Annotated in this window: 22 protein-coding genes, 1 pseudogene and 1 riboswitch; of the genes and pseudogenes, 12 read left to right on the top strand and 11 right to left on the bottom strand. The window is 31.7% G+C overall.

The window, feature by feature from the left end; genetic code table 11:
* Window positions 1-5 precede the first annotated feature (5 nt).
* From AJ885_RS05200 to sdhE, 4 genes are all read left to right on the top strand, one after another.
* Window positions 6-416 (top strand): pyridoxamine 5'-phosphate oxidase family protein, encoded by a 411-nt coding sequence (locus tag AJ885_RS05200; protein ID WP_079728974.1) that lies wholly within the window; start codon window positions 6-8, stop codon window positions 414-416.
* Between the two features lie 339 nt (window positions 417-755).
* Window positions 756-2,591 carry an 8-methylmenaquinol:fumarate reductase flavoprotein subunit gene (gene sdhA / locus AJ885_RS05195; protein ID WP_053872495.1) on the top strand — a complete coding sequence of 612 codons (1,836 nt, stop codon included), beginning with the start codon at window positions 756-758 and terminating at the stop codon, window positions 2,589-2,591.
* The gene (gene sdhB, locus AJ885_RS05190; RefSeq protein WP_004305991.1) at window positions 2,588-3,553 is read left to right on the top strand and encodes an 8-methylmenaquinol:fumarate reductase iron-sulfur subunit; all 966 of its coding nucleotides are present in this window, start codon (window positions 2,588-2,590) and stop codon (window positions 3,551-3,553) included. The genes sdhA and sdhB overlap by 4 nt, the downstream gene beginning before the upstream one ends.
* Before the next feature lie 3 nt (window positions 3,554-3,556).
* Entirely contained in the window at window positions 3,557-4,414 is an 858-nt protein-coding gene (gene sdhE / locus AJ885_RS05185) for an 8-methylmenaquinol:fumarate reductase membrane anchor subunit (protein ID WP_002933084.1), read from the top strand.
* 23 nt (window positions 4,415-4,437) lie between these two features.
* Here the strand turns inward: sdhE and tenA are convergent, their stop codons facing one another.
* The gene (gene tenA, locus AJ885_RS05180) at window positions 4,438-5,103 is read right to left on the bottom strand and encodes a thiaminase II (protein WP_004305994.1); all 666 of its coding nucleotides are present in this window, start codon (window positions 5,101-5,103) and stop codon (window positions 4,438-4,440) included.
* A 112-nt stretch (window positions 5,104-5,215) separates the two neighbouring features.
* On the opposite strand from tenA, the gene acpP reads away from it, so the two are divergent.
* The 5 genes from acpP (at window position 5,216) to AJ885_RS05155 (ending at window position 10,515) form a co-directional block, all read left to right on the top strand.
* Window positions 5,216-5,449 (top strand): acyl carrier protein, encoded by a 234-nt coding sequence (gene acpP, locus AJ885_RS05175; RefSeq protein ID WP_002854831.1) that lies wholly within the window; start codon window positions 5,216-5,218, stop codon window positions 5,447-5,449.
* Between the two features lie 25 nt (window positions 5,450-5,474).
* Window positions 5,475-6,689 (top strand): beta-ketoacyl-ACP synthase II, encoded by a 1,215-nt coding sequence (locus tag AJ885_RS05170; protein ID WP_044778827.1) that lies wholly within the window; start codon window positions 5,475-5,477, stop codon window positions 6,687-6,689.
* 1 nt (window position 6,690) lies between these two features.
* Window positions 6,691-7,629 carry an acetyl-CoA carboxylase carboxyltransferase subunit alpha gene (locus AJ885_RS05165; RefSeq protein ID WP_044261650.1) on the top strand — a complete coding sequence of 313 codons (939 nt, stop codon included), beginning with the start codon at window positions 6,691-6,693 and terminating at the stop codon, window positions 7,627-7,629.
* 135 nt (window positions 7,630-7,764) lie between these two features.
* Window positions 7,765-9,837, top strand: coding sequence for a TonB-dependent receptor domain-containing protein (locus AJ885_RS05160; RefSeq protein ID WP_053872261.1), 2,073 nt, complete (start codon window positions 7,765-7,767; stop codon window positions 9,835-9,837).
* An 81-nt stretch (window positions 9,838-9,918) separates the two neighbouring features.
* The gene (locus tag AJ885_RS05155) at window positions 9,919-10,515 is read left to right on the top strand and encodes an NUDIX domain-containing protein (protein ID WP_002920998.1); all 597 of its coding nucleotides are present in this window, start codon (window positions 9,919-9,921) and stop codon (window positions 10,513-10,515) included.
* A gap of 30 nt (window positions 10,516-10,545) precedes the next feature.
* Here AJ885_RS05155 and AJ885_RS10970 read toward each other — a convergent pair whose 3' ends face one another.
* From AJ885_RS10970 to rpmB, 4 genes and pseudogenes are all read right to left on the bottom strand, one after another.
* The gene (locus tag AJ885_RS10970) at window positions 10,546-10,980 is read right to left on the bottom strand and encodes a CZB domain-containing protein (protein WP_370651196.1); all 435 of its coding nucleotides are present in this window, start codon (window positions 10,978-10,980) and stop codon (window positions 10,546-10,548) included.
* Window positions 10,981-10,983: 3 nt separating this feature from the next.
* Window positions 10,984-11,232: pseudogene (locus tag AJ885_RS10965) on the bottom strand (methyl-accepting chemotaxis protein); the annotation flags it as partial.
* Between the two features lie 420 nt (window positions 11,233-11,652).
* A complete protein-coding gene (locus AJ885_RS05145) occupies window positions 11,653-11,868 on the bottom strand; it encodes a YdcH family protein (protein ID WP_070210020.1) in 216 nt (71 codons plus the stop codon).
* Window positions 11,869-12,052: 184 nt separating this feature from the next.
* Window positions 12,053-12,247 carry a 50S ribosomal protein L28 gene (gene rpmB, locus AJ885_RS05140; RefSeq protein WP_002854974.1) on the bottom strand — a complete coding sequence of 65 codons (195 nt, stop codon included), beginning with the start codon at window positions 12,245-12,247 and terminating at the stop codon, window positions 12,053-12,055.
* A 139-nt stretch (window positions 12,248-12,386) separates the two neighbouring features.
* Between rpmB and rpe the strand changes: the two genes are divergently transcribed.
* The 3 genes from rpe to thiC all read left to right on the top strand — a co-directional run bounded on the left by rpe (window position 12,387) and on the right by thiC (window position 15,267).
* Window positions 12,387-13,034: a ribulose-phosphate 3-epimerase gene (gene rpe, locus AJ885_RS05135; RefSeq protein ID WP_002857466.1), complete on the top strand. Its 648-nt coding sequence runs from the start codon at window positions 12,387-12,389 to the stop codon at window positions 13,032-13,034.
* On the top strand, window positions 13,031-13,792 hold the full coding sequence (locus tag AJ885_RS05130; protein WP_002938030.1) for a 3'-5' exonuclease: 762 nt from the start codon (window positions 13,031-13,033) through the stop codon (window positions 13,790-13,792). Before rpe ends, AJ885_RS05130 begins: the two co-directional genes overlap by 4 nt.
* A 21-nt stretch (window positions 13,793-13,813) precedes the next feature.
* A riboswitch (TPP riboswitch) is annotated at window positions 13,814-13,918 on the top strand.
* 56 nt (window positions 13,919-13,974) lie between these two features.
* Complete coding sequence (thiC, locus tag AJ885_RS05125) at window positions 13,975-15,267, top strand: phosphomethylpyrimidine synthase ThiC (protein ID WP_070210021.1); 1,293 nt, start codon at window positions 13,975-13,977, stop codon at window positions 15,265-15,267.
* On the opposite strand, the gene AJ885_RS05120 is transcribed toward thiC, so the two are convergent.
* From AJ885_RS05120 to AJ885_RS05095, 6 genes are read right to left on the bottom strand one after another with little or no spacing between them, the layout of a single operon-like run.
* Window positions 15,259-15,777 (bottom strand): hypothetical protein, encoded by a 519-nt coding sequence (locus AJ885_RS05120; protein ID WP_002868197.1) that lies wholly within the window; start codon window positions 15,775-15,777, stop codon window positions 15,259-15,261. The genes thiC and AJ885_RS05120 overlap by 9 nt on opposite strands.
* Window positions 15,767-16,294, bottom strand: coding sequence for a hypothetical protein (locus tag AJ885_RS05115; RefSeq protein WP_002858498.1), 528 nt, complete (start codon window positions 16,292-16,294; stop codon window positions 15,767-15,769). The genes AJ885_RS05120 and AJ885_RS05115 overlap by 11 nt, the downstream gene beginning before the upstream one ends.
* Window positions 16,291-17,250, bottom strand: coding sequence for a clan AA aspartic protease (locus AJ885_RS05110; protein ID WP_070210022.1), 960 nt, complete (start codon window positions 17,248-17,250; stop codon window positions 16,291-16,293). Before AJ885_RS05110 ends, AJ885_RS05115 begins: the two co-directional genes overlap by 4 nt.
* Window position 17,251: 1 nt before the next feature.
* Entirely contained in the window at window positions 17,252-17,881 is a 630-nt protein-coding gene (locus tag AJ885_RS05105) for a lysophospholipid acyltransferase family protein (protein ID WP_002891782.1), read from the bottom strand.
* Window positions 17,865-19,166 (bottom strand): tRNA (N6-isopentenyl adenosine(37)-C2)-methylthiotransferase MiaB, encoded by a 1,302-nt coding sequence (gene miaB, locus AJ885_RS05100; protein ID WP_070280855.1) that lies wholly within the window; start codon window positions 19,164-19,166, stop codon window positions 17,865-17,867. Before miaB ends, AJ885_RS05105 begins: the two co-directional genes overlap by 17 nt.
* Entirely contained in the window at window positions 19,163-19,405 is a 243-nt protein-coding gene (locus AJ885_RS05095; protein ID WP_002851103.1) for an HP0268 family nuclease, read from the bottom strand. The genes miaB and AJ885_RS05095 overlap by 4 nt, the downstream gene beginning before the upstream one ends.
* Between the last annotated feature and the right edge of the window lie 36 nt (window positions 19,406-19,441).

Genomic DNA, 19,441 nt, shown 5'->3' with positions numbered 1-19,441 from the left:
GAAAAATGATGGATTTAAAAGAAATAGCACAATTTTTAGATGATAATGTACCGGCATTTTTAGCCACTTTAGGAACTTGTGGAAATCCTAGAGTGCGTCCTATACAAAGTCCATTGCTTGTGGGAGATAAAATTTATTTTTGCACAGCAAACACAAAAGGACTTTTTAAGCATATAAAAAATTATAATGGTATTGAATTTTGTTCTTGTGCAAAAGATGGGACTTTTTTAAGACTTAGGGCTAATGCGGTTTTTGAATCAAATTTAGAAGTTAAAAAAATGATGTTTGAAAAATATCCTTATCTTGTAAATCTTTATGAAACTCCGCAAAATCCAAAATTTGAAGTTTTTTATCTCGAACATTTAAGCGCTAGAATGCAATTTATGAATGGAGAATTTAAGCTTTTTAAGGCTTAATGATTTGATAATTTTATTAACTATATATTAATTAAGATAAATATTATCTTAATTAATATTAACTTTTTGTTATTTTTTTAAGGTATAATCATTCCGTTTAATTTGCAAGGAATAGATTATGATATATTGCAAAAACTTTTTAATATTTATTTTATTATATTCATCTATCTTCTTTGATTACTTATCTTATGCTTTTTTATATTTACTAAATTATAAATTTGTTTTTAATCCATTTTATATTGAAAGGAGAGTTTGTTTTTGGATTTTTGGCATGCGGTTATGTAAGATTGACTTACATTAAAAAATTATTATTAATTTTTTTTAAATAAGGAGAATGATATGGGTGAATTTTCTAGAAGAGATTTTATAAAAACAGCCTGTATTAGTGTAGGAGCTTTAGCTGCAAGTTCAAGTGGAGTTTATGCCTTAGATGATTCATCTAAGATGGATAAAGATACAAATTTACCTTCTTGCGATGTTTTGGTAATTGGATCAGGTGGAGCAGGTTTGCGTGCTGCAACCGCAGTGAGAAAAGAAAATCCAAAATTAAGCGTTGTAGTAGCTACAAAGATGATGCCATCGCGTAACGCAACTTGTATGGCAGAGGGTGGAATTAATGGAGTTACTGATTTTTCTAATGGAGATTCCTATAAATTACATGCTTATGATACTATTAAAGGCGGAGCTTATTTGGTAGATCAAGATGCGGCTTTAAAATTTTGTGAATTAGCTGGAAAGGCTATTTTTAATATGGATTTTATAGGAACCTTGTTTTCAAGAAATGAGCAAGGTGGAGTAGCTCAGCGTTTAATGGGAGGAGCTTCTAAGAAACGCTGTAATTATTCTGCAGATAAAACAGGTCATATTTTAATGCATTCTTGTTTAGATGATGCTATTAGTAGTGGTGTGAAATTTTTAATGGATCATGAACTTTTGGATATAGGTGTTGTGGATGGAAAATGCGAGGGTGTCGTTTTAAGAGATATACAAAGCGGTGGAATTTATCCTGTATTATGCAAAGCTTTGGTGATTGCTACAGGGGGATACACAAGGATATTTTATAATAGAACTTCAACTCCTTTTATTGCCACAGGAGATGGCGTGGCAGCTGCTCTTAGAGCAGGACTTGGTTTTGAAGATCCTGAGATGATACAATTTCACCCAACAGGAGTTGCAAATGGTGGAACTCTTATTACAGAAGCGGCACGCGGTGAAGGGGGATATCTTTTAAATAATCGTGGTGAGCGTTTTATGAAAAATTACCATGAAAAAATGGAGCTTGCACCGCGAGATGTGGTTGCGCGTGCTATAGAAACAGAAATTCGCGAAGGTAGAGGTTATGGCGAGGGACTTGGAGCTTATGTTTTGTGCGATGTACGCCACTTAGGAAAAGAAAAAATTTTAAAAGATTTACCAAAAATTCGTCATACTGCAATGCTTTTTGAGAATATTGATTTAGTGGATACTCCTGTACCTATCCGTCCAACGGCGCATTATTCTATGGGTGGAATTGAAGTGGCTAAATTTGAAGATATGAGTACTAAAATTGCTGGAATTTATGTAGGTGGAGAAGCTTCTTGTATTTCTATACATGGAGCTAATAGACTAGGGGGAAATTCTTTAGCCGATGCAGTTGTAACGGGGCATTTAGCAGGCATTGGTGCGACAAATTATGCCAAAGATGCAAGTTTTGGAAAAGGGGCAAAAACTCATGAACTTGCGCAAAAATGGCAGGCTAGATTTAAAGAAATTACAAATAATGGCGGAAATGGTCAAGAAATGTATGAATTGCGAGAAGAGCTAGGAAGTCAAAATTGGGATAATATGGGGATTTTTAGAACTCAAGAAAAACTCGATCTTCTAGCAAAAAATTTAGAAGATATACAAGCAAGATATGAAAAAATTCGTATTCCAAATCCTAATGAAGTGATGAATACTGCTTTTACAGATTATGTAGAGCTTGGTAATTTGATTTTACTTTCTCGCTGTGCTTGTTTAGCAGCTAGAAATAGACTTGAAAGCCGTGGAGCTCATACTAGAGAAGATTATCCAAAGCGAGATGATAAAAATTTCTTAAAACATAGCATTGTAAATTTAGAAAATGATGAATTAAAACTTAGTTATAAAGATGTCGTGGTAACTGAGTTTTCACTTGATGGAAGGAGAGTACAATGAAAATCATCATAGATCGTTTTAATGGCAAGGAAAAATATGAACAAAGTTATGATATTGATGATAAGGATATACAAGGAAAAACTCTGCTCTCTCTTTTGCTTTTTATTAAAAAAACAAAAGATATTACTTTAAATTTTACCGCCTCTTGTCAATCTGCAATTTGTGGGGCTTGTGCAGTGTGTGTGAATGGGCATTCTTATCTTGCTTGTGATACTAAGATGCAAGATTTGTTAAAAGAATATGATAATCCTTCAAGTATACGCATTTCTCCGCTTGGAAATTTTAGAGTAATTTCTGATTTAATTGTGGATTGGGAGCCTTCTATAGAAAATTTAAGAAAAATTCGTCCTGCCATGGTGGCAAAAAATGAATTTTCAGCGGAAAAGGGCTGTAAACAAAGTCAAGAAGAATTTGATCGTATTAGCAAGCAATGGGATTGTATTTTATGTGGTAGCTGTGCCTCAGAGTGTAATAAATTAGAAGCAGATAGTAGCGATTATATGCAACCTTTTGTTTTTACTCATGCTTGGCGTGCAGCGGCAGACTCTCGAGGTAAGGATCCTATGTTGCATGTAAAACCTAGTGTAATGAATGGACTTTGGCTTTGTGTTCATTGTCAAGAGTGCGCTGATCGTTGTCCAAAGGGTATAAGTTCAGTAAGTGATATAGCAAATTTAAGAGTGATGGCGATTAAAAAAGGTTTAAATGAAGGCTTAGGGCCTGATCATGCTGAAGCTTTTTATAAAGATTTAGTTGAAGGTTCAGGACGCTTGAATGAAATTTATCTTGCTTTGCGTTCTGAGGGTGTTATAGGTTCTATGGGCAAAACAGATATAGCTTTTAAACTTATGCGTGCAGGAAAAATGAATCCTATGCATGTTTTTGGCGAGGATGAAATAGAAGGACATAAAGATTTGGTTAAAATGATAAAGGCGGCACAAGAAGCTGCTGTTAAGGAGTAAAATATGCAAAAAGAATACGCTTTTTTTCCAGGTTGTGTTTTATCTCAAGCTGCAAAAGAATCTAAAATTTCACTTGAAGCTATTGCACCTATTTTGGGTTGGAAGTTGAATGAAATTAAGGGGTGGAGTTGTTGCGGGGCTTCTCAAGCGCAGTGCGTTGATCCTATTGCGACTTTGGTGGCTAATGCAAGAAATATTGCTTTAGCAGAAGAGATGAAAATGCCAATGCTTACAACTTGTAGTACTTGTATGCTAACTTTAACTAAAGCAAAAAATACTCTTGATAAGGGTGCAAAAGAACGCATCAATACTTTTTTAGCACAAGGTGGAATGAAATATCAAGGTTCAACGCCTATTACAAGTCTTTTGTGGGAGCTTTATGAGGATTTGGATAATTTAAAAAGCAAGGTAAAAAAGCCGCTTTCAAATTTAAAAGTAGCTTTATTTTATGGTTGTCATAGTTTAAGACCTGAAGATACTTTCGGTAAAAAAGAAAGTTCAACCAATCCAAAAAGTTTTGAAAGTGTAGTAGAAGTTTTAGGGGCTAAAATAGTTCCTTTTGAAAAACGCCTTGATTGTTGTGGTTTTCATGCTTCTTATCCTGCAGAAAAATCTGTGAAAAAAATGTCTAGTCAAATTGTTAATAATGCAAGTGAAAATCAAGCTGATTGTGTTGTAACACCTTGTCCACTTTGTCAAATGCAGCTTGATATCTATCAAGAAAGATTTCAAGATTATACTAATTCTAAAGCAAGATTGCCTATTATTCATTTATCACAATTAGTAGGACTTGCATTAGGACTTTCTAAAGAAATGGTTGGTTTAGATTATAATATTATTGATGCAAGTAAAATTGCATAAAAACATGGGCAAAAAGCCCATGTTTAAAGATTTAATTCCATTCTTAAAGAATGTTCCCAAAAAGCCACTTCCAAGCGTGTTGCAGTATGAAAAATTTCGCTGAGTTTTTGGAATTTTTGTGCACTAACACTTGAAGTATAAGAATTAACAAAATCTTCAAATTCTTTAGCTTCATTTTGAAAATTTTCACTTCCATAGGTCAAAATCCATTCCTTGTAAGGATGATCTTTTAAATTTTCATTTTTTAAACGATTTATAATTTCAGCACCTATTTTTGCATAGCCTATAGCGCAAGCACTAAGAGCAACTAACATATCTAAAAAATCTCCATTTTCACCTACGCTTAACATATAACGCGAATAGGCTATATTGACTAAACTTTCATCTTTTGTATCGAGTTCATCTGCATTAATGCCAAGAGATAAAATTGCACGATGAAGTTCCATTTCTCCTTCAACTATATAATTTTGAAATTTCATAGCAAAACGAAGTTCTTTTGCAGTATTTGAGTTAAGTGCTAATCTTGCATAACATTTTGCGTAATTAAGCAAATAAATATAATCTTGCTTGAGATAAAAAAGAAAATTTTCTTGCTTTAGGCTTTTATCTTCTAATTTTTTAACAAAATCATGATGTAGATAAGCATCCCAAATTTTTTGATTTTCTTTGATTAAATTAGAGAAAAGCATCGTTTTTCCTTTATGTTTTAATATTTTATTTTCAAGTATAATGAAAAACTATAAATATTTTAAGCTTTTTATAGTAAAATACGCTTTATTTTAATTTTTTGAAGGAGAACAAATGGCAACATTTGATGATGTAAAAGCAGTAGTAGTAGAGCAATTAAGCATTGATGCAGATGCAGTTAAAATGGAATCAAAAATTATTGAAGATTTAGGTGCTGATTCTTTAGATGTTGTAGAGCTTATTATGGCTTTAGAAGAAAAATTTGAAGTAGAAATTCCAGATAGTGATGCTGAAAAATTAATTAAAATTGAAGATGTTGTAAATTATATTGATAATCTAAAAAAATAATTTTTTTCTTGCAAGGAGCTTATTCTTGAAAAGAGTTGTAGTTACAGGTATTGGTATGATCAATGCCCTTGGTTTAGATAAGGAAAGTTCGTTTAAGGCAATTTGCAATGGAGAAAGTGGGGTAAACAAAATTACTCTTTTTGATACTACAGATTTTCCTGTTCAAATTGCAGCTGAAGTTAAGAATTTTGATCCATTAGAGGTTGTTGATGGCAAAGAAGTAAAAAAGATTGACCGTTTCATACAGCTTGGAATTAAAGCAGCAAGAGAAGCAATGCAGGATGCTGGATTTAGCGAAGAATTAGACAAAGAAGAATTTGGTATTGTTTCGGCTGCTGGTATCGGAGGTTTGCCTAACATAGAAAAAAATTCCATTATTTGTTCCGAGCGAGGTCCGCGTAAAATTTCCCCTTTTTTCATACCTTCAGCACTTGTAAATATGTTAGGAGGTTTGATTTCTATAGAGCATGGACTTAAAGGGCCAAATATTTCTTGTGTTACAGCTTGTGCAGCAGGAACCCATGCTATAGGAGAAGCTTACAAAAGTATAGCTTTAGGAAATGCCAAAAAAATGTTAGTTATAGGTGCAGAAGCCGCTATTTGTCCTGTGGGTATAGGTGGTTTTGCTTCAATGAAAGCTTTATCAACCAGAAATGAAGATCCACAGCATGCTTCAAGACCATTTGACAAAGAAAGAGATGGTTTTGTTATGGGAGAAGGTGCTGGAGCTTTAGTTTTTGAGGAATATGAAGAGGCTAAAAAACGTGGTGCTACGATTTATGCTGAATTAATTGGATTTGGAGAAAGTGCAGATGCACATCATATTACTTCACCAACTTTAGATGGACCTTTAAGAGCTATGAAAAAAGCTTTAAATATGGCAGGGAATCCAAAGGTAGATTATATCAATGCACATGGAACTTCAACTCCTGTAAATGATAAAAATGAAACAGCAGCAATTAAAGAGCTTTTTGGTAATAATATCCCACTTGTAAGTTCCACAAAAGGACAAACAGGTCATTGCTTAGGCGCTGCAGGTGCAATTGAAGCAGTTATCAGTGTTATGGCTTTAAGAGATGGGGTAGTTCCACCTACAATCAATCAGCTTGTAAAAGATGAGGAATGTGATCTTGATTATGTTCCAAATATATCAAGAAAATCAGATTTAAAAGTGGCAATGAGTAATTCTTTTGGTTTTGGTGGCACAAATGGCTGTGTTGTATTTAAAAAAGTAGATTAATATGGCTTCTTATTTAGATTTTGAAAAAAATATTCAGCAAATTGATGAGGATATTATCAACGCTCAGATTAAAGGAGATACTGAAGCTGTATCGATTTTAAAGAAAAATCTTGAAAAAGAAATTTCTAAAACTTATAAAAATTTAAGCGATTTTCAACGTTTGCAATTAGCACGCCATCCAGATCGTCCTTACGCTCTTGATTATATTGAACTTATTTTAAACGATGCTCACGAAATACATGGTGACCGTGCTTTTAGAGATGATCCTGCTATTGTTTGTTTTATGGGTTATTTAGGAGAGAAAAAAATAATTGTAATTGGCGAGCAAAAAGGGCGTGGAACAAAAGATAAAATCGCTAGAAATTTTGGTATGCCACATCCTGAAGGTTATCGTAAAGCTTTAAGGGTAGCAAGACTTGCAGAGAAGTTCCAAATTCCTATCTTATTTTTAATAGATACTCCGGGTGCTTATCCTGGTGTAGGTGCTGAAGAAAGAGGGCAAAGTGAAGCTATCGCTAGAAATTTATATGAATTAAGTGATTTGAAAATACCGACCATTGCTATAGTTATTGGAGAAGGCGGTAGCGGTGGGGCGCTAGCTATAGGGGTTGCAGATAGACTTGCAATGATGAAAAATTCTGTTTTTTCAGTAATTTCTCCTGAAGGTTGTGCTGCAATACTTTGGAATGATCCTGCAAAAAGTGAAGCTGCAACCAAGGCTATGAAGGTAACGGCTGATGATTTAAAATCTCAAGGTTTAATTGATGATGTTATAGATGAGCCTACAAATGGTGCACATCGTAATAAAGAAGCTGCAGCAGTAGCTATTGCTGATTATGTAAAAAAATCTCTAAATGAACTTGAAAATATTGATACGCGAGAACTTTCTGCAAATCGTATGCAGAAAATTTTAAAGCTTGGAGCCTACCAAGAGGCTTAAGCTTTTACTTCACTTTTTTTAAATAATTTTATTATCTATAATTATTATCAAAATTAAGTTAATTAAAAGTATTCTTTTTTTATACTTCAAAAATGATTTTAAATATCAAAATAATTATTTTTTAAAGGAATTAATTTGACTCAAATCAAAAATATAAAATTTAAAAAAAGTTTACTGTGTTTTTTAATTTTATCTGGAGCTTTGTTAAAAGCAGAAGAAAAATATCAACTTAATGATGTTGTGGTTAGTGCTAGTGGTTTTGAACAAGATTTGGTTGATGCGCCTGCTAGTATTTCTATCATTACAAAAGAAGAGCTTGAAAAAAAGCCAATTAAGGATATAGGGGAGGCTATAGGAGATATTCCAGGTGTAGATGTGACTATGAATAAAACAGGCACTTATGATTTTAGCATACGAGGTTTTGGTAGTTCTTATACTCTAGTTTTAATTGATGGAAAACGTCAAAGTGTTGCAAATGGGTTTTATGATAATGGTTTTAGTGGCAGTGAATCAGGATATCTACCACCTTTGTCTATGATAGAGCGTATTGAGGTTATACGTGGTCCAGCTTCTACACTTTATGGCAGTGATGCTGTAGGCGGTGTGATAAATATTATCACTAAGAAAAATCCTGATAAGACTGAGGCAAATATAGAATTTAACACTCTTTTGCAACAGCACTCTAATCACTATGGCAATGCTGGGGGATTTAACGCTTATGTGGCAACTCCTTTGATTGAAGATGCATTATCAATTTCTGTAAGGTTGAAGTATTATGATAAGGCAGCTTCTGATTTAAAATGGCCTACACCGGTTTGGAATAGTAGTCAACAAAGACCTGATAATTATCAAATTGCTAGCCATAGTCCAGGTGCTTTTACTAGTTTAGGTTTTGGTTCTAGGCTTAATTGGACAGTAGATGATAAAAATAATATATATTTTGATATAGAACGATATATTAATGAAATTTCAGTGAATTCTACAAGTAGTAGGGCTATTAAAAGTGAAAGACAACTTTTTAAGGATAATATTGTTTTAAATCATGATGGTAACTATGATTTTGGTTCAACTAACTCATATTTACAATATGGTAGCACTAAGGATAAGGAGCTACATAGCCAAATTTGGGTAGGAGAAGGTAAGGTTGTTTTACCTTGGAATTTAGGTCAGTACGGTAATTTAGTAAATACCTTTGGTGCAAGGATTGATTATGAGATGTTAAAAAATGATCAAGCAAGCGCAGGTAGTCAAATAAGAGGTAAAAATCTTGATCAAACCACGGTTGCGCTTTATGGGGAAAATGAGTATTTTATAACAGATGATTTGATTTTTACTACAGGTTTGCGTTATATTTATAGCGATTTGTTTGATTCTGAATTTACGCCTAGGGTTTATTTGGTTTATCACTTAAATGATAATATAGCCTTGAAAGGAGGTGTTTCAAAAGGCTATAAAACTCCTGCTGCCAAGCAGTTGACAAATGGATATTATAATTATGCCAATAATAATGCTTATTTTGGAAACCCTAACTTAAAACCAGAAGAAAGTATAAATTATGAATTGGGTGTTGATTTTAGGGTATTTGATTTTGCACATTATTCTATTACAGGATTTATTACTGATTTTACAAATCAAATCAGTAGTGAAGATTTAACAGGCTCATTAAATGGTATTAATTGCGATAATAATACTGTTTGTACTCGTCCTATTAATCTTGGAAAAACACAGACTAAAGGTATAGAATTTGCATTTAATACTAAAACTTACAATGGTTTTAGCCTAAATTCAAGTTATACTTTTATGGATAATCGCTACAAAGATGGTCAAAAAAATTGGTTTGGCGGTGATAGAATAGAAAATTTACCAAGACATATAGCAATGTTAAAATTAAACTATGAGCGAGGTAAATTTAGTTCCTATATAAAAACACGAGCAAGACTTGATACTATAGCTAAAGCAAAAGGTGGCGGTAATGGTAGTTTGCCATGGCAAAAATATAAGCCTTTTTATATAGTGGATTTAGGGATAAATTATAAAATTAATAAGCAATCTAGCTTAAGTTTTGCAGTGCAAAATCTTTTTGATAAAAATTTCTTCGATCCTCAAGTTACTAAATGGGATGGGGCTAATCCTGCTGGATATGCAAATCGTTATCAAGACTATACAGAAGGAAGGAGTTTTTGGTTGAGTTATAAATATGATTTTTAATTTTTTAAGGCTTTAATCACCTTTATATTTTCAAAAAAGCAAAAATAAAGTACAATGTGAAAAATAAATAAAGGTTTTATTATGGCGTTTAAAAATTTAAAAGAACTTTCTTTTGAAAAATCAAATTATATTAAGCCTAAGAGATTTGCTTATGAAAGTAATGGTAAGTTTTGTACTTGGGATTTTATAGAATCTAAAGATAGTGTTTCAGTGCTTTTATATCATAAAGAATTAGAAAGTTTTATTTTTGTACGCCAATTTCGTATACCACTTTGGTATCATCAAATGCATGATAAAGATTATGTAAAAGATGATAATATGGGCTATACTATAGAGCTTTGTTCTGGGCTTGTGGATAAAAAATTATCTTTAGAGGAAATAGCAAAAGAAGAATGTATAGAAGAACTAGGATATGCTCCTAAAAATTTAGAAAAAATAGGAGATTTTTATACAGGGTTTGGTTCAGGTGTAAGCAAGCAAAGCTTTTATTTCGCAGAAGTTGATGAAAAAGATAAAATTTCTTCTGGAGGTGGAGTTGATGATGAAGAGATTGAAGCTGTTTATGTTAAGGTGCAGGATTTTGAAAAAAAATGTAAAAATATGATAAGAACGCCTTTGCTTGATTTTGCTTATATGTGGTTTTTAAAGGAGAAGTGGGGAAAATTAAAGATTATTTAGGTTAAACCTTAAAAAGGTTCAACCTAGGATTTAATGATCTGACTCATCAAGCATTTCTTTAAATACATTGAAAAGATCAAGCGATGCATTTTCAGCAACTTCGCATTTATTAATTATGCTGTGTTGAGTAATATCTTTGCTAATATCTTCTGTATTTGCTATTGTTATAGCATTATTCATATTTTCATGAACTTTTTCATGTGGCTCGTTAATTTTTAAGAAGCTTTTATTTTGCCCAAATCTTTCTTTTCCTGTGCTAGCAAGCCATTTTCCTAAGCGACAAGATGTATGATCGGCTAATTGCTTTCCTGATTTGGAAAAAATTTCTTTATAACCATTTAATTTAAAAGCTATATGATCTAGTTTTGCTAAAGATACGAAAGCTTCTGAAGCGATACCAACTGCATTTGAATTAGTAGAATGCGCTTCATTTACTAAGTGGGTAAATTTTTCGGAAAAACTCATAATATGAGCATTAGAATCTATAGAAATTTTTTCAACTTGCTCACTTTGAGTATACATTTCATTTGCATTTTGCTTTAGAAGGTTGATATTCATTTCAACTTCTGTGGTTGCTTTTTGTGTTTTTTCAGCTAGTTTTCTTACTTCATCGGCAACAACAGCAAAACCACGCCCATGTTCACCTGCGCGTGCAGCTTCTATGGCAGCGTTAAGAGCTAAAAGATTGGTTTGATCGGAAACATCTTTAATTAGATTAATTACATTAGTAATTTCATCTACACTTCTATGCAATGTTCCTGCAACATCTCTTGTTTTATTGGCTGATTCTGTAATATCCCCTAAGGAAGCATTGATAGAATTAGCAATATGGTTAAGTTCATCCATTTCAGCAAGAGAAGTTTTAGAATAACTAGAGATAACTTCTGCTTTATTTACATTTTCTAACATGTCGCCTTGCACAATAGTGATATTTTTTAATACCCCAGTTAATAAAACATTTAAAAGATCTGTTTTAAGTTTAGATTCCAAAGCCGCTTGTTCTAATGATGCAATTTTATTTTTTAATTCTAAATTTTCCGATTGAAATTTTTCAATTTTATGTGTAAGATTTTTATTTTCTTCTTCAAGTTTTTGAAGATCAGAATGGTTTATTTTACTTCCAAACATTGTTTTGCCTTATTTTTTATAATTTGCTAGATATTGGCTAAGTTCATCTTTTACATGAAGCTTTTCTTTTTTTAAGGTTGAAATTTCCATGCTGCTAAGAGAAGTTCTACCTTCTTCTGCATCTTTAATCATGTCATCAAGTTTATTATGACGATCAAATAGTTTATCAAAATGAGCATCTTTACCTTTTAGCTCTGACATTAATTCTCTATATTCATGTAGCATAAACTCTCCTTGTATTAGTGAAATTTAAAATTCATTTAACAAGGTATTTTACACTATTAAAAGATATTTTTGGCTTAAAAAATAATAAAATTAATAATAATTTTTAAATGTGTGTTATATAAGTGATTTATTAAAGTTTATTTTTAAATTGGAAATTTTAAAATTGAGGAATAAATCCTCAAAATTATTTAGAATTTTGTTTTTTTAGAGTTCTTAGAGTAGAAGCTGCAATTCTCATTTTTCTCGTGGTGCCATCTTCTAAAGTTACACGAACTGTTCTGAGATTAGGTAAAAAGCGTCTTTTTGTTTTATTGTTAGCATGGCTGACATTATTACCCACCATTGGACCCTTGCCTGTGATTTGACATACTCTTGCCATTTTCTTGTCCTTATGAAAATTTTTAAATGAAGATTCTATCAAAATTAAGCTTAAAATATTCCATAATTTATAGTTTTTTTAATATATAAGTCGATAAAATATTATTTATCACATTTATATATAGTTTAAGGTTTTGATCATGTATGTAGCTCCAAGTTTATTGTCTGCAAATTTTTTGAAATTAGAAGAAGAAGTTAAAGCTATTGAAGCTGCAGGTGCGGATCTTTTACATATTGATGTAATGGATGGACACTTTGTTCCAAATTTGACTTTTGGACCTTGCGTGATCGAAAAAATTTCAACTATTAGTAAGTTGCCATTAGATGTGCATTTGATGGTTAAAGATGTAAGTAAATTTATAGATCTTTTTATCCCTTTGAAACCAAAATTTATTTCTTTTCATATAGAAAGCGAAGTTCATCCTATAAGACTTTGTGAATATATAAGAAGTCAAGGAATCCATCCTGCTATTGTTTTAAATCCACACACTTCTATTGATTCTATTAAACACATGCTAGAATTTGTAGATATGGTACTTTTAATGAGTGTTAATCCTGGATTTGGTGGACAAAAATTTTTACCTTTGGTACATGAAAAAATCAAAGAATTGCGCCAAATGATTGATAAAAAAAATGCTAAAGTTTTTATAGAGGTTGATGGTGGTGTTAATGGTTTAAATGCTAGCGATTTAGAGGAATCCGGAGCTGATATTTTGGTGGCTGGAAGTTATATTTTTTCTTCTAATGATTATAAAACTGCAATTTCATCTTTAAAGCTTGAATTTTGAGTTTACAGCAAATTGATCAGATTATTTCTATATTAAACAAGCAAAGCAAGCCTTATGATTGGGTGATGCAAGAGTTTGCCAAAGTTGAAGAATTAAAAAATTTTGATTTAGATTTGGAAACTTTTGAGCTTTTGGGTTTGGGCTTAACTTTGAATAAAGATAATATTTTTATCCTTAAAACACGCACAACAAAAATTAAAGATGAAATTTTTTGCATAGTAGATATAGAAAGTACTGGCGGCGTAAGTAAGGGGGAAATTTTAGAAATTGGAGCAGTAAAAATTCAAAATTCTAAAGAAATTGGACGCTTTCAAAGTTTTGTTAAAGTAAAAGAAATTCCAGAAAATATAACCGAACTTACGGGTATTACTTATGAGATGGTGGAAAATGCTCCAAGTTTAGCAAAGGTTTTAAGTGATTTTAGGCTTTTTTTAAAAGACAGTATTTTTGTAGCGCATAATGTGCGTTTTGATTATAGTTTTATTTCTAAGGCTTTAAATGAGTGTGGTTTTGGCATTTTGCTTAATCGTCGTATTTGCACTATAGAATTTGCACAATGTTGTATAGAAAGTCCAAAATATAAACTAGAGGTTTTGAAAGAATTTCTGGGCGTGGAAAATACGCATCATAGGGCCTTAGATGATGCTTTAGCAGCTGCTGAAATTTTTAAATATTGCCTTGGAAAACTTCCTTATCATATAAAAACTACAGAAGAACTTATAAATTTTACAAAGACTGCACGCATAAAGCAAAAATAAATATTTAAAGTGTATAATTAAAACATAAATGACGGGAGCTTGTGTAACAGGCTGAGAGTAAGCTAAAAGCTTAGACCGAACCGGATCTGGATAATGCCAGCGTCGGGAAGATTTATAAATTTCAATACTTTAAAAATTTATACTCACCCTTCATTTATCCAAATTTTTTAAAGGATAAATTTATGAAAACTCAAATGAATTATGCCAAACAAGGTGTTTTTACTAAAGAAATGCAGATTGTTGCACAAAAAGAAAATTTAAGTAAAGATTTTTTGCTTGAAAATATTGCTTGCGGTAAAATTATTATCCCTGCAAATATTAATCATAAAAGTCTTGATCCAAATGGTATAGGTTTTGGACTGCGTACTAAGGTTAATGTAAATTTAGGAGTTTCAAATGATTGCGTTGATTATAGCGAGGAAATGAAAAAAGTAGAGCTCGCTCATAAATTTGATATAGAAGCGATTATGGACTTAAGCAATTATGGCAAAACAAGTCGTTTTAGAGACGAGCTTGTTAATGTTTCAAAAGCTATGATAGGAACAGTTCCTGTATATGATGCGGTAGGATTTTTAGAAAAAGATTTAAAACAAATTGGTGCTAAAGACTTTTTAGATGTTGTATATCATCATGCTAAAAGTGGGGTTGATTTTATGACAATTCATGCAGGTATTAATTCTCGCGCAGCGCATATTTTTAAACAAAGTAAAAGACTTACAAATATAGTTTCAAGAGGAGGCTCTGTGCTTTATGCTTGGATGATGATGAAGGATGCTGAAAATCCTTTTTTTGAGTATTATGATGATTTGCTTGACATTTGTTTAAAATACGATGTAACTTTATCTTTGGGCGATGCTTTGCGTCCTGGCTCTACTCACGATGCAAGTGATGGGGCGCAAATTTCAGAGCTTATAGAATTATCGCTTCTTACCCAAAGGGCTTGGGATGTTGGGGTTCAAGTAATGATAGAAGGTCCAGGGCATATGGCTATTAATGAAATAGAGGCAAATATGCAATTAGAAAAGCGTTTATGCAAAGGAGCGCCTTTTTATGTCTTAGGACCTTTGGTAACAGATATTGGCGCAGGGTATGATCATATTAGTGGTGCTATTGGAGGAGCTGTGGCTGCAGCTAGCGGTGCTGATATGCTGTGCTATGTAACACCTGCTGAACACTTAAGACTTCCAAATTTAGAAGATGTTAGAGAGGGTATAGTTGCGACTAAAATTGCAGCTCATGCAGGAGATATAGCTAAACTTCCAAAAGAAAGATCAAGAGATAATGAGATGAGTAAGGCTAGACAAGAGATAGATTGGGAGAAAATGTTTAAACTTGCTATTGATGGAGAAAAGGCCAAAAAAATGTTTAATGAGCGTCGCCCTGATGATTTAAACTCATGTTCCATGTGTGGAAAAATGTGTGCAATGAATACTATGAATCAAATTTTAAAAGGCGAGGATGTGAGTTTAGCTTGAATAAACTTTGAGAGTAAGATCTATAGAGATACCTTGCTCTCCTGCTTTAAGATTAAGTGGATAATCAAGCTTGATTAAGTTATTATAGTTTTTTAGAGCATCAATAAAATCATAAAGTCTTCTAGGATTGTTCATTGTCGCTTTAATGGCTAAGCGGTTTTTTAGATATTTTTCTTGTTTTTCGGGCTTAGTTTCTTGAATTTTTACGTTTTGAAAATATTTTTGTAAAAAAATATCAAAATTTCCTATATTAAAATTTTGCTCAAATTGCTCTAAACTTTTGTTGTTTTCGCTTCTTAGAGTTGATATTTTATCTTCACTAAAGTCAAATTTTGATTTAGCGGCTTTTAAGATAGCAAGTTGTGAGTTTTCTCTAAGATTTGCTTGTTTGTAGTTTTTTAATGTCGGTAAAAGTAAAAATAAGATCAAGGCTGTGCAAACGCTTATAAAACTTAACGCGCAAATGATAAGCTTTAATAAATCAATTTCTTCTAGACTTTTATCTTTCATCTGCAACTCCTGGAATTTGTTTACTAATACTAACAAAACGATACCACCCATTATCTAAGCGATAATAGGTTGTATAGCTTTGATCAAAGATGCTTTTTAAAGGGGTTTCTAAAAGTAGAGTAAACATTTCTCTTGTAGGAGTGACTCCGATAAGTTTTAAGGAATATTCGTCTTGTTCAACACTTTCAAGAGTAATATTATCAGTTTTTACAATAATATCAAATAGATTTCTTAAGCTTTCTTTAACAATTTGATTTTGAGTGTTAAAATTTTTCGCTATTTGGCTTTGATCAAATAAAATTTCATAAAGCATTTCATTTTGCTTAGTTTGATTTTGAAGCACTATAACTTGTTGTTTTTCATCATCGATAGAGCTATTGATTAATGCAATTTTTATTGTATATGTAAAATATACTAGCAAGATAAATAATATACTAAAACCAAAAAGTCCTAGCCAAATTTTATCAAAGAGTGTGAAAATAGGTTTTTTTCTTGGCTGTATGAAGCTATAAGTCATTTAAGCTCCTTTCGCATCAACTCTATCATAAGATCTAAGGTGTTGATTTGTTTCGTTTTTATCTCTAAAAAAGTTTCACTTTCTAAAAAATCAATAGCACTTATGTTAATATCTGATTCGCTATATAATAAAATACCATTGATAAATACCCCAGCATATTTATCATCATTATAAAATTTTTCAATGCTCGTAATAATATAACGACAAAGTTCCATATCATTGCTAAATTGATTTAATTCATCAAGATTAAAATTATCATTATTATCCAAAGTTTCAAGATTATTTTCTTGATCAAGTAGATCAAATTTATTATTTAAGGCTTTATTGAAGTTATCTAAGGTAACTTCAGTATCATCGTTGTTGTTTTCAATTTCTTGATTATCTTCTGATGGAAGTTCAAGCTCTAAACCTAATTCTTGCTCAAATATTTTAAAATCACCGTATAAAATAGTATTGCCTTTAGCAACAATAATTGCCAAAAGATGTCCTTGTTTAAATCCATAAAGTAAAATTTGATCATCAGGCTGTTTTTCTTTTTGTGTATTGTAGTAAAGAAGGGCAAAAGGGGAATATAAAAAATCTAAACCTCTATATTCTTCAAAAAGCTCGCTATAATATTCCACATGTTCGGTAGCCGTATAAACAAGGGCATTATTAAATAAAATATGCTGTAAGCTGATTTTTCCTATATTAAAGTGCTCACAATCTTGAATATTTGTACTAGGTATTAATCCTTGTTCTTTGGCGTCTAAAAATAAAGCAGTGTGGTAAAATAAGAAATGCTTGCTTAAATTTTTTATGTATTCTAATAAATTTTCACTTTTATCAAAAGTTTTTTCATTGCTACTGATTAGTTTATTTCCTCTGTAAATAGAAGCTTTTACAATATTTTTTTTATCTTCTAAAATAATACTAATAAAAAGTTGTGGAAATATTTTTTTAAGTAAAAATAACATTTCATTCCTTAAATTGATCAGCTAAGCTAATTTTATCAAATTGTTCCATTAGAAATTCTTTAGCTTTTTCTTTATCTAAAGATAAAATATCCAAAGGTTCACTTAGACTATAAGTAATCTTACTAAAAGGTTTTGGCAAGATCATCTTATCCCAACTTTTAAATTCCCAAAAACGATTTGCTTCATAGTTTAAAATTCTTATCTTTAGTTCTTTTTTTTGAGCCAAAATGATAGAACCATCTGAAATACTATGATAAGGCCCACGTGGACCATCAGGCGTGATAACTATATCGTCATTTTGTTCTAAAACTTTAAATGCAGCTCTAAGTGCACTGCTAGCACCCCTTGAAGTGCTTCCTCTTACAGTATCAAGACCGAAAAGCTTGATGATTTTTGCAATTTGTTCTCCATCTTTATGGTGGGAGATCATGACATAGGCTTTTTTATTTTTTTGTCTATAATGTCTAAACGCAAAAGGCATGAGTGCTAATTTTCCATGCCAAAAAAGTATCACACTAGCTTTACGGTCAACTTTTTCACCTTTATAGTGCTTTTTACAGCTTAAAAAAATAAGCCATTGCAAGATGAAAATTATATATGTTAAGCAATGGATTTTAAACGATTTCCCCATATAAAACCATACGCTTTGCATTAGTGATTTTTACTTCTTTAAATTGCCCTAAAAGTTCTTCGCTACCTTCAACTTGAACTAAAAAATTATTATCTGTTCTTCCAGCAATGCTATTGCCTGCTCTTAATTCTTCAAATAAAACTTTAAAAGTTTTATTTTCTTGTTTTTTTACAATTTCATCTAAAATTTCACTATGACGATTTTGTAAGGTGCTAAGTCTTCTTGAAGCTGTTTCTTCATCGATTTGATTAGGCATGGTTGCGGCTTTTGTTAAAGGGCGTTTGGAGTATTTAAAAGAAAAAATTTGTTCAAAACGCACTTTTTCCAAAACATCCATAGTTTCTTCAAAATCTTTTTCACTTTCCCCTGGAAAAGCTACAATAATGTCTGTAGAAATGCTAACATTTGGACAAAGTTCTCTAAGTTTTAAGGCTCTATTTAAATACCATTCTTTAGTATAGCCACGCTTCATAGCTTTTAAAATTTCACTTGAGCCGCTTTGTAAAGGCATGTGCATGGATTTGCAAACTTTTGGATTATTGGCAAAAACTTCTAAAAATTTATCATCCATATGCAAAGGATGTGGACTTGTAAAGCGAATGCGTTCCAAGCCTTCTATAGTGCTAAGTTCTTCTAAAAGATCTGAAAAGTCTATTTTTTTATGTTCGTTTCTAAATCTTTTGCCGTAGTTATTGACATTTTGTCCTAGCAAGAAAATCTCTTTAGCGCCTTTTTCAACGGCTTTTTGAGCTTCTTTATAGATAATATTAAAAGGCATGGAAATTTCATCTCCTCTAGTATGTGGCACTATACAATAAGTGCAGTGTTTATCACAACCTATGGAGATATTAATATAGGATTTATAAATACTATTTCTAAAATCTGCAAAAGCAAATTCACTTTCATCATAGTCTATGTCCACCCCCATAAATTTTGGAGTTTTTATAGCTTGAGTGATTTTGGAAATATTTCTTGCCCCTAGAACAAAATCCACATAAGGAGCACGTTTGAAAATTTCATTTCCCAAATGTGATGCAGTGCATCCACAAACTCCTATTTTAGCACCTTCTTTTTTAACTTTTTCAAAGCCACCCACTTCTGAGAAAAGTTTATGCACAGGTTTTTCACGCACTGAACAGGTATTGATAAGAATAAGATCTGCTTCTTTGATATCTTCTGTTAGTACGTAATTTTCTTTTTGTGTTAATTCTGCGATCATATGCTCAGAATCTCTAACATTCATCGCACAACCTAAAGTTTGGATAAAAAGTTTTTTAGCACTCAAAGAATATGTACCTCATACATAAAATCATTATCATCAAGTCCGTATTTTACGGTTCTATGATAAATGCTTACTCCTTTTTTTTCAAAATGATTTACAAGGGCAATGAGTTGTTTGTGTGTATTATCTTTATCAAAATAAAAAAACTTTTGTCCTTCTTTTTCTATAGCCTCTTCGATTTTTTCTAGGCTAATATTTTTAGGTTTTTCATTAATCAAAGTTCTTGCCAATTTTAATTCCATAGCTAAATCCTTAAGAATTTTCATTTTAATCTATAA

The sequence above is a fragment of the Campylobacter sp. BCW_6464 genome (genome assembly GCF_001762775.1).
Classification (GTDB): domain Bacteria; phylum Campylobacterota; class Campylobacteria; order Campylobacterales; family Campylobacteraceae; genus Campylobacter_D; species Campylobacter_D jejuni.
Note: the sequence above shows the minus strand (reverse complement) of the source record. Positions and strands in the feature narration are given on the sequence as shown.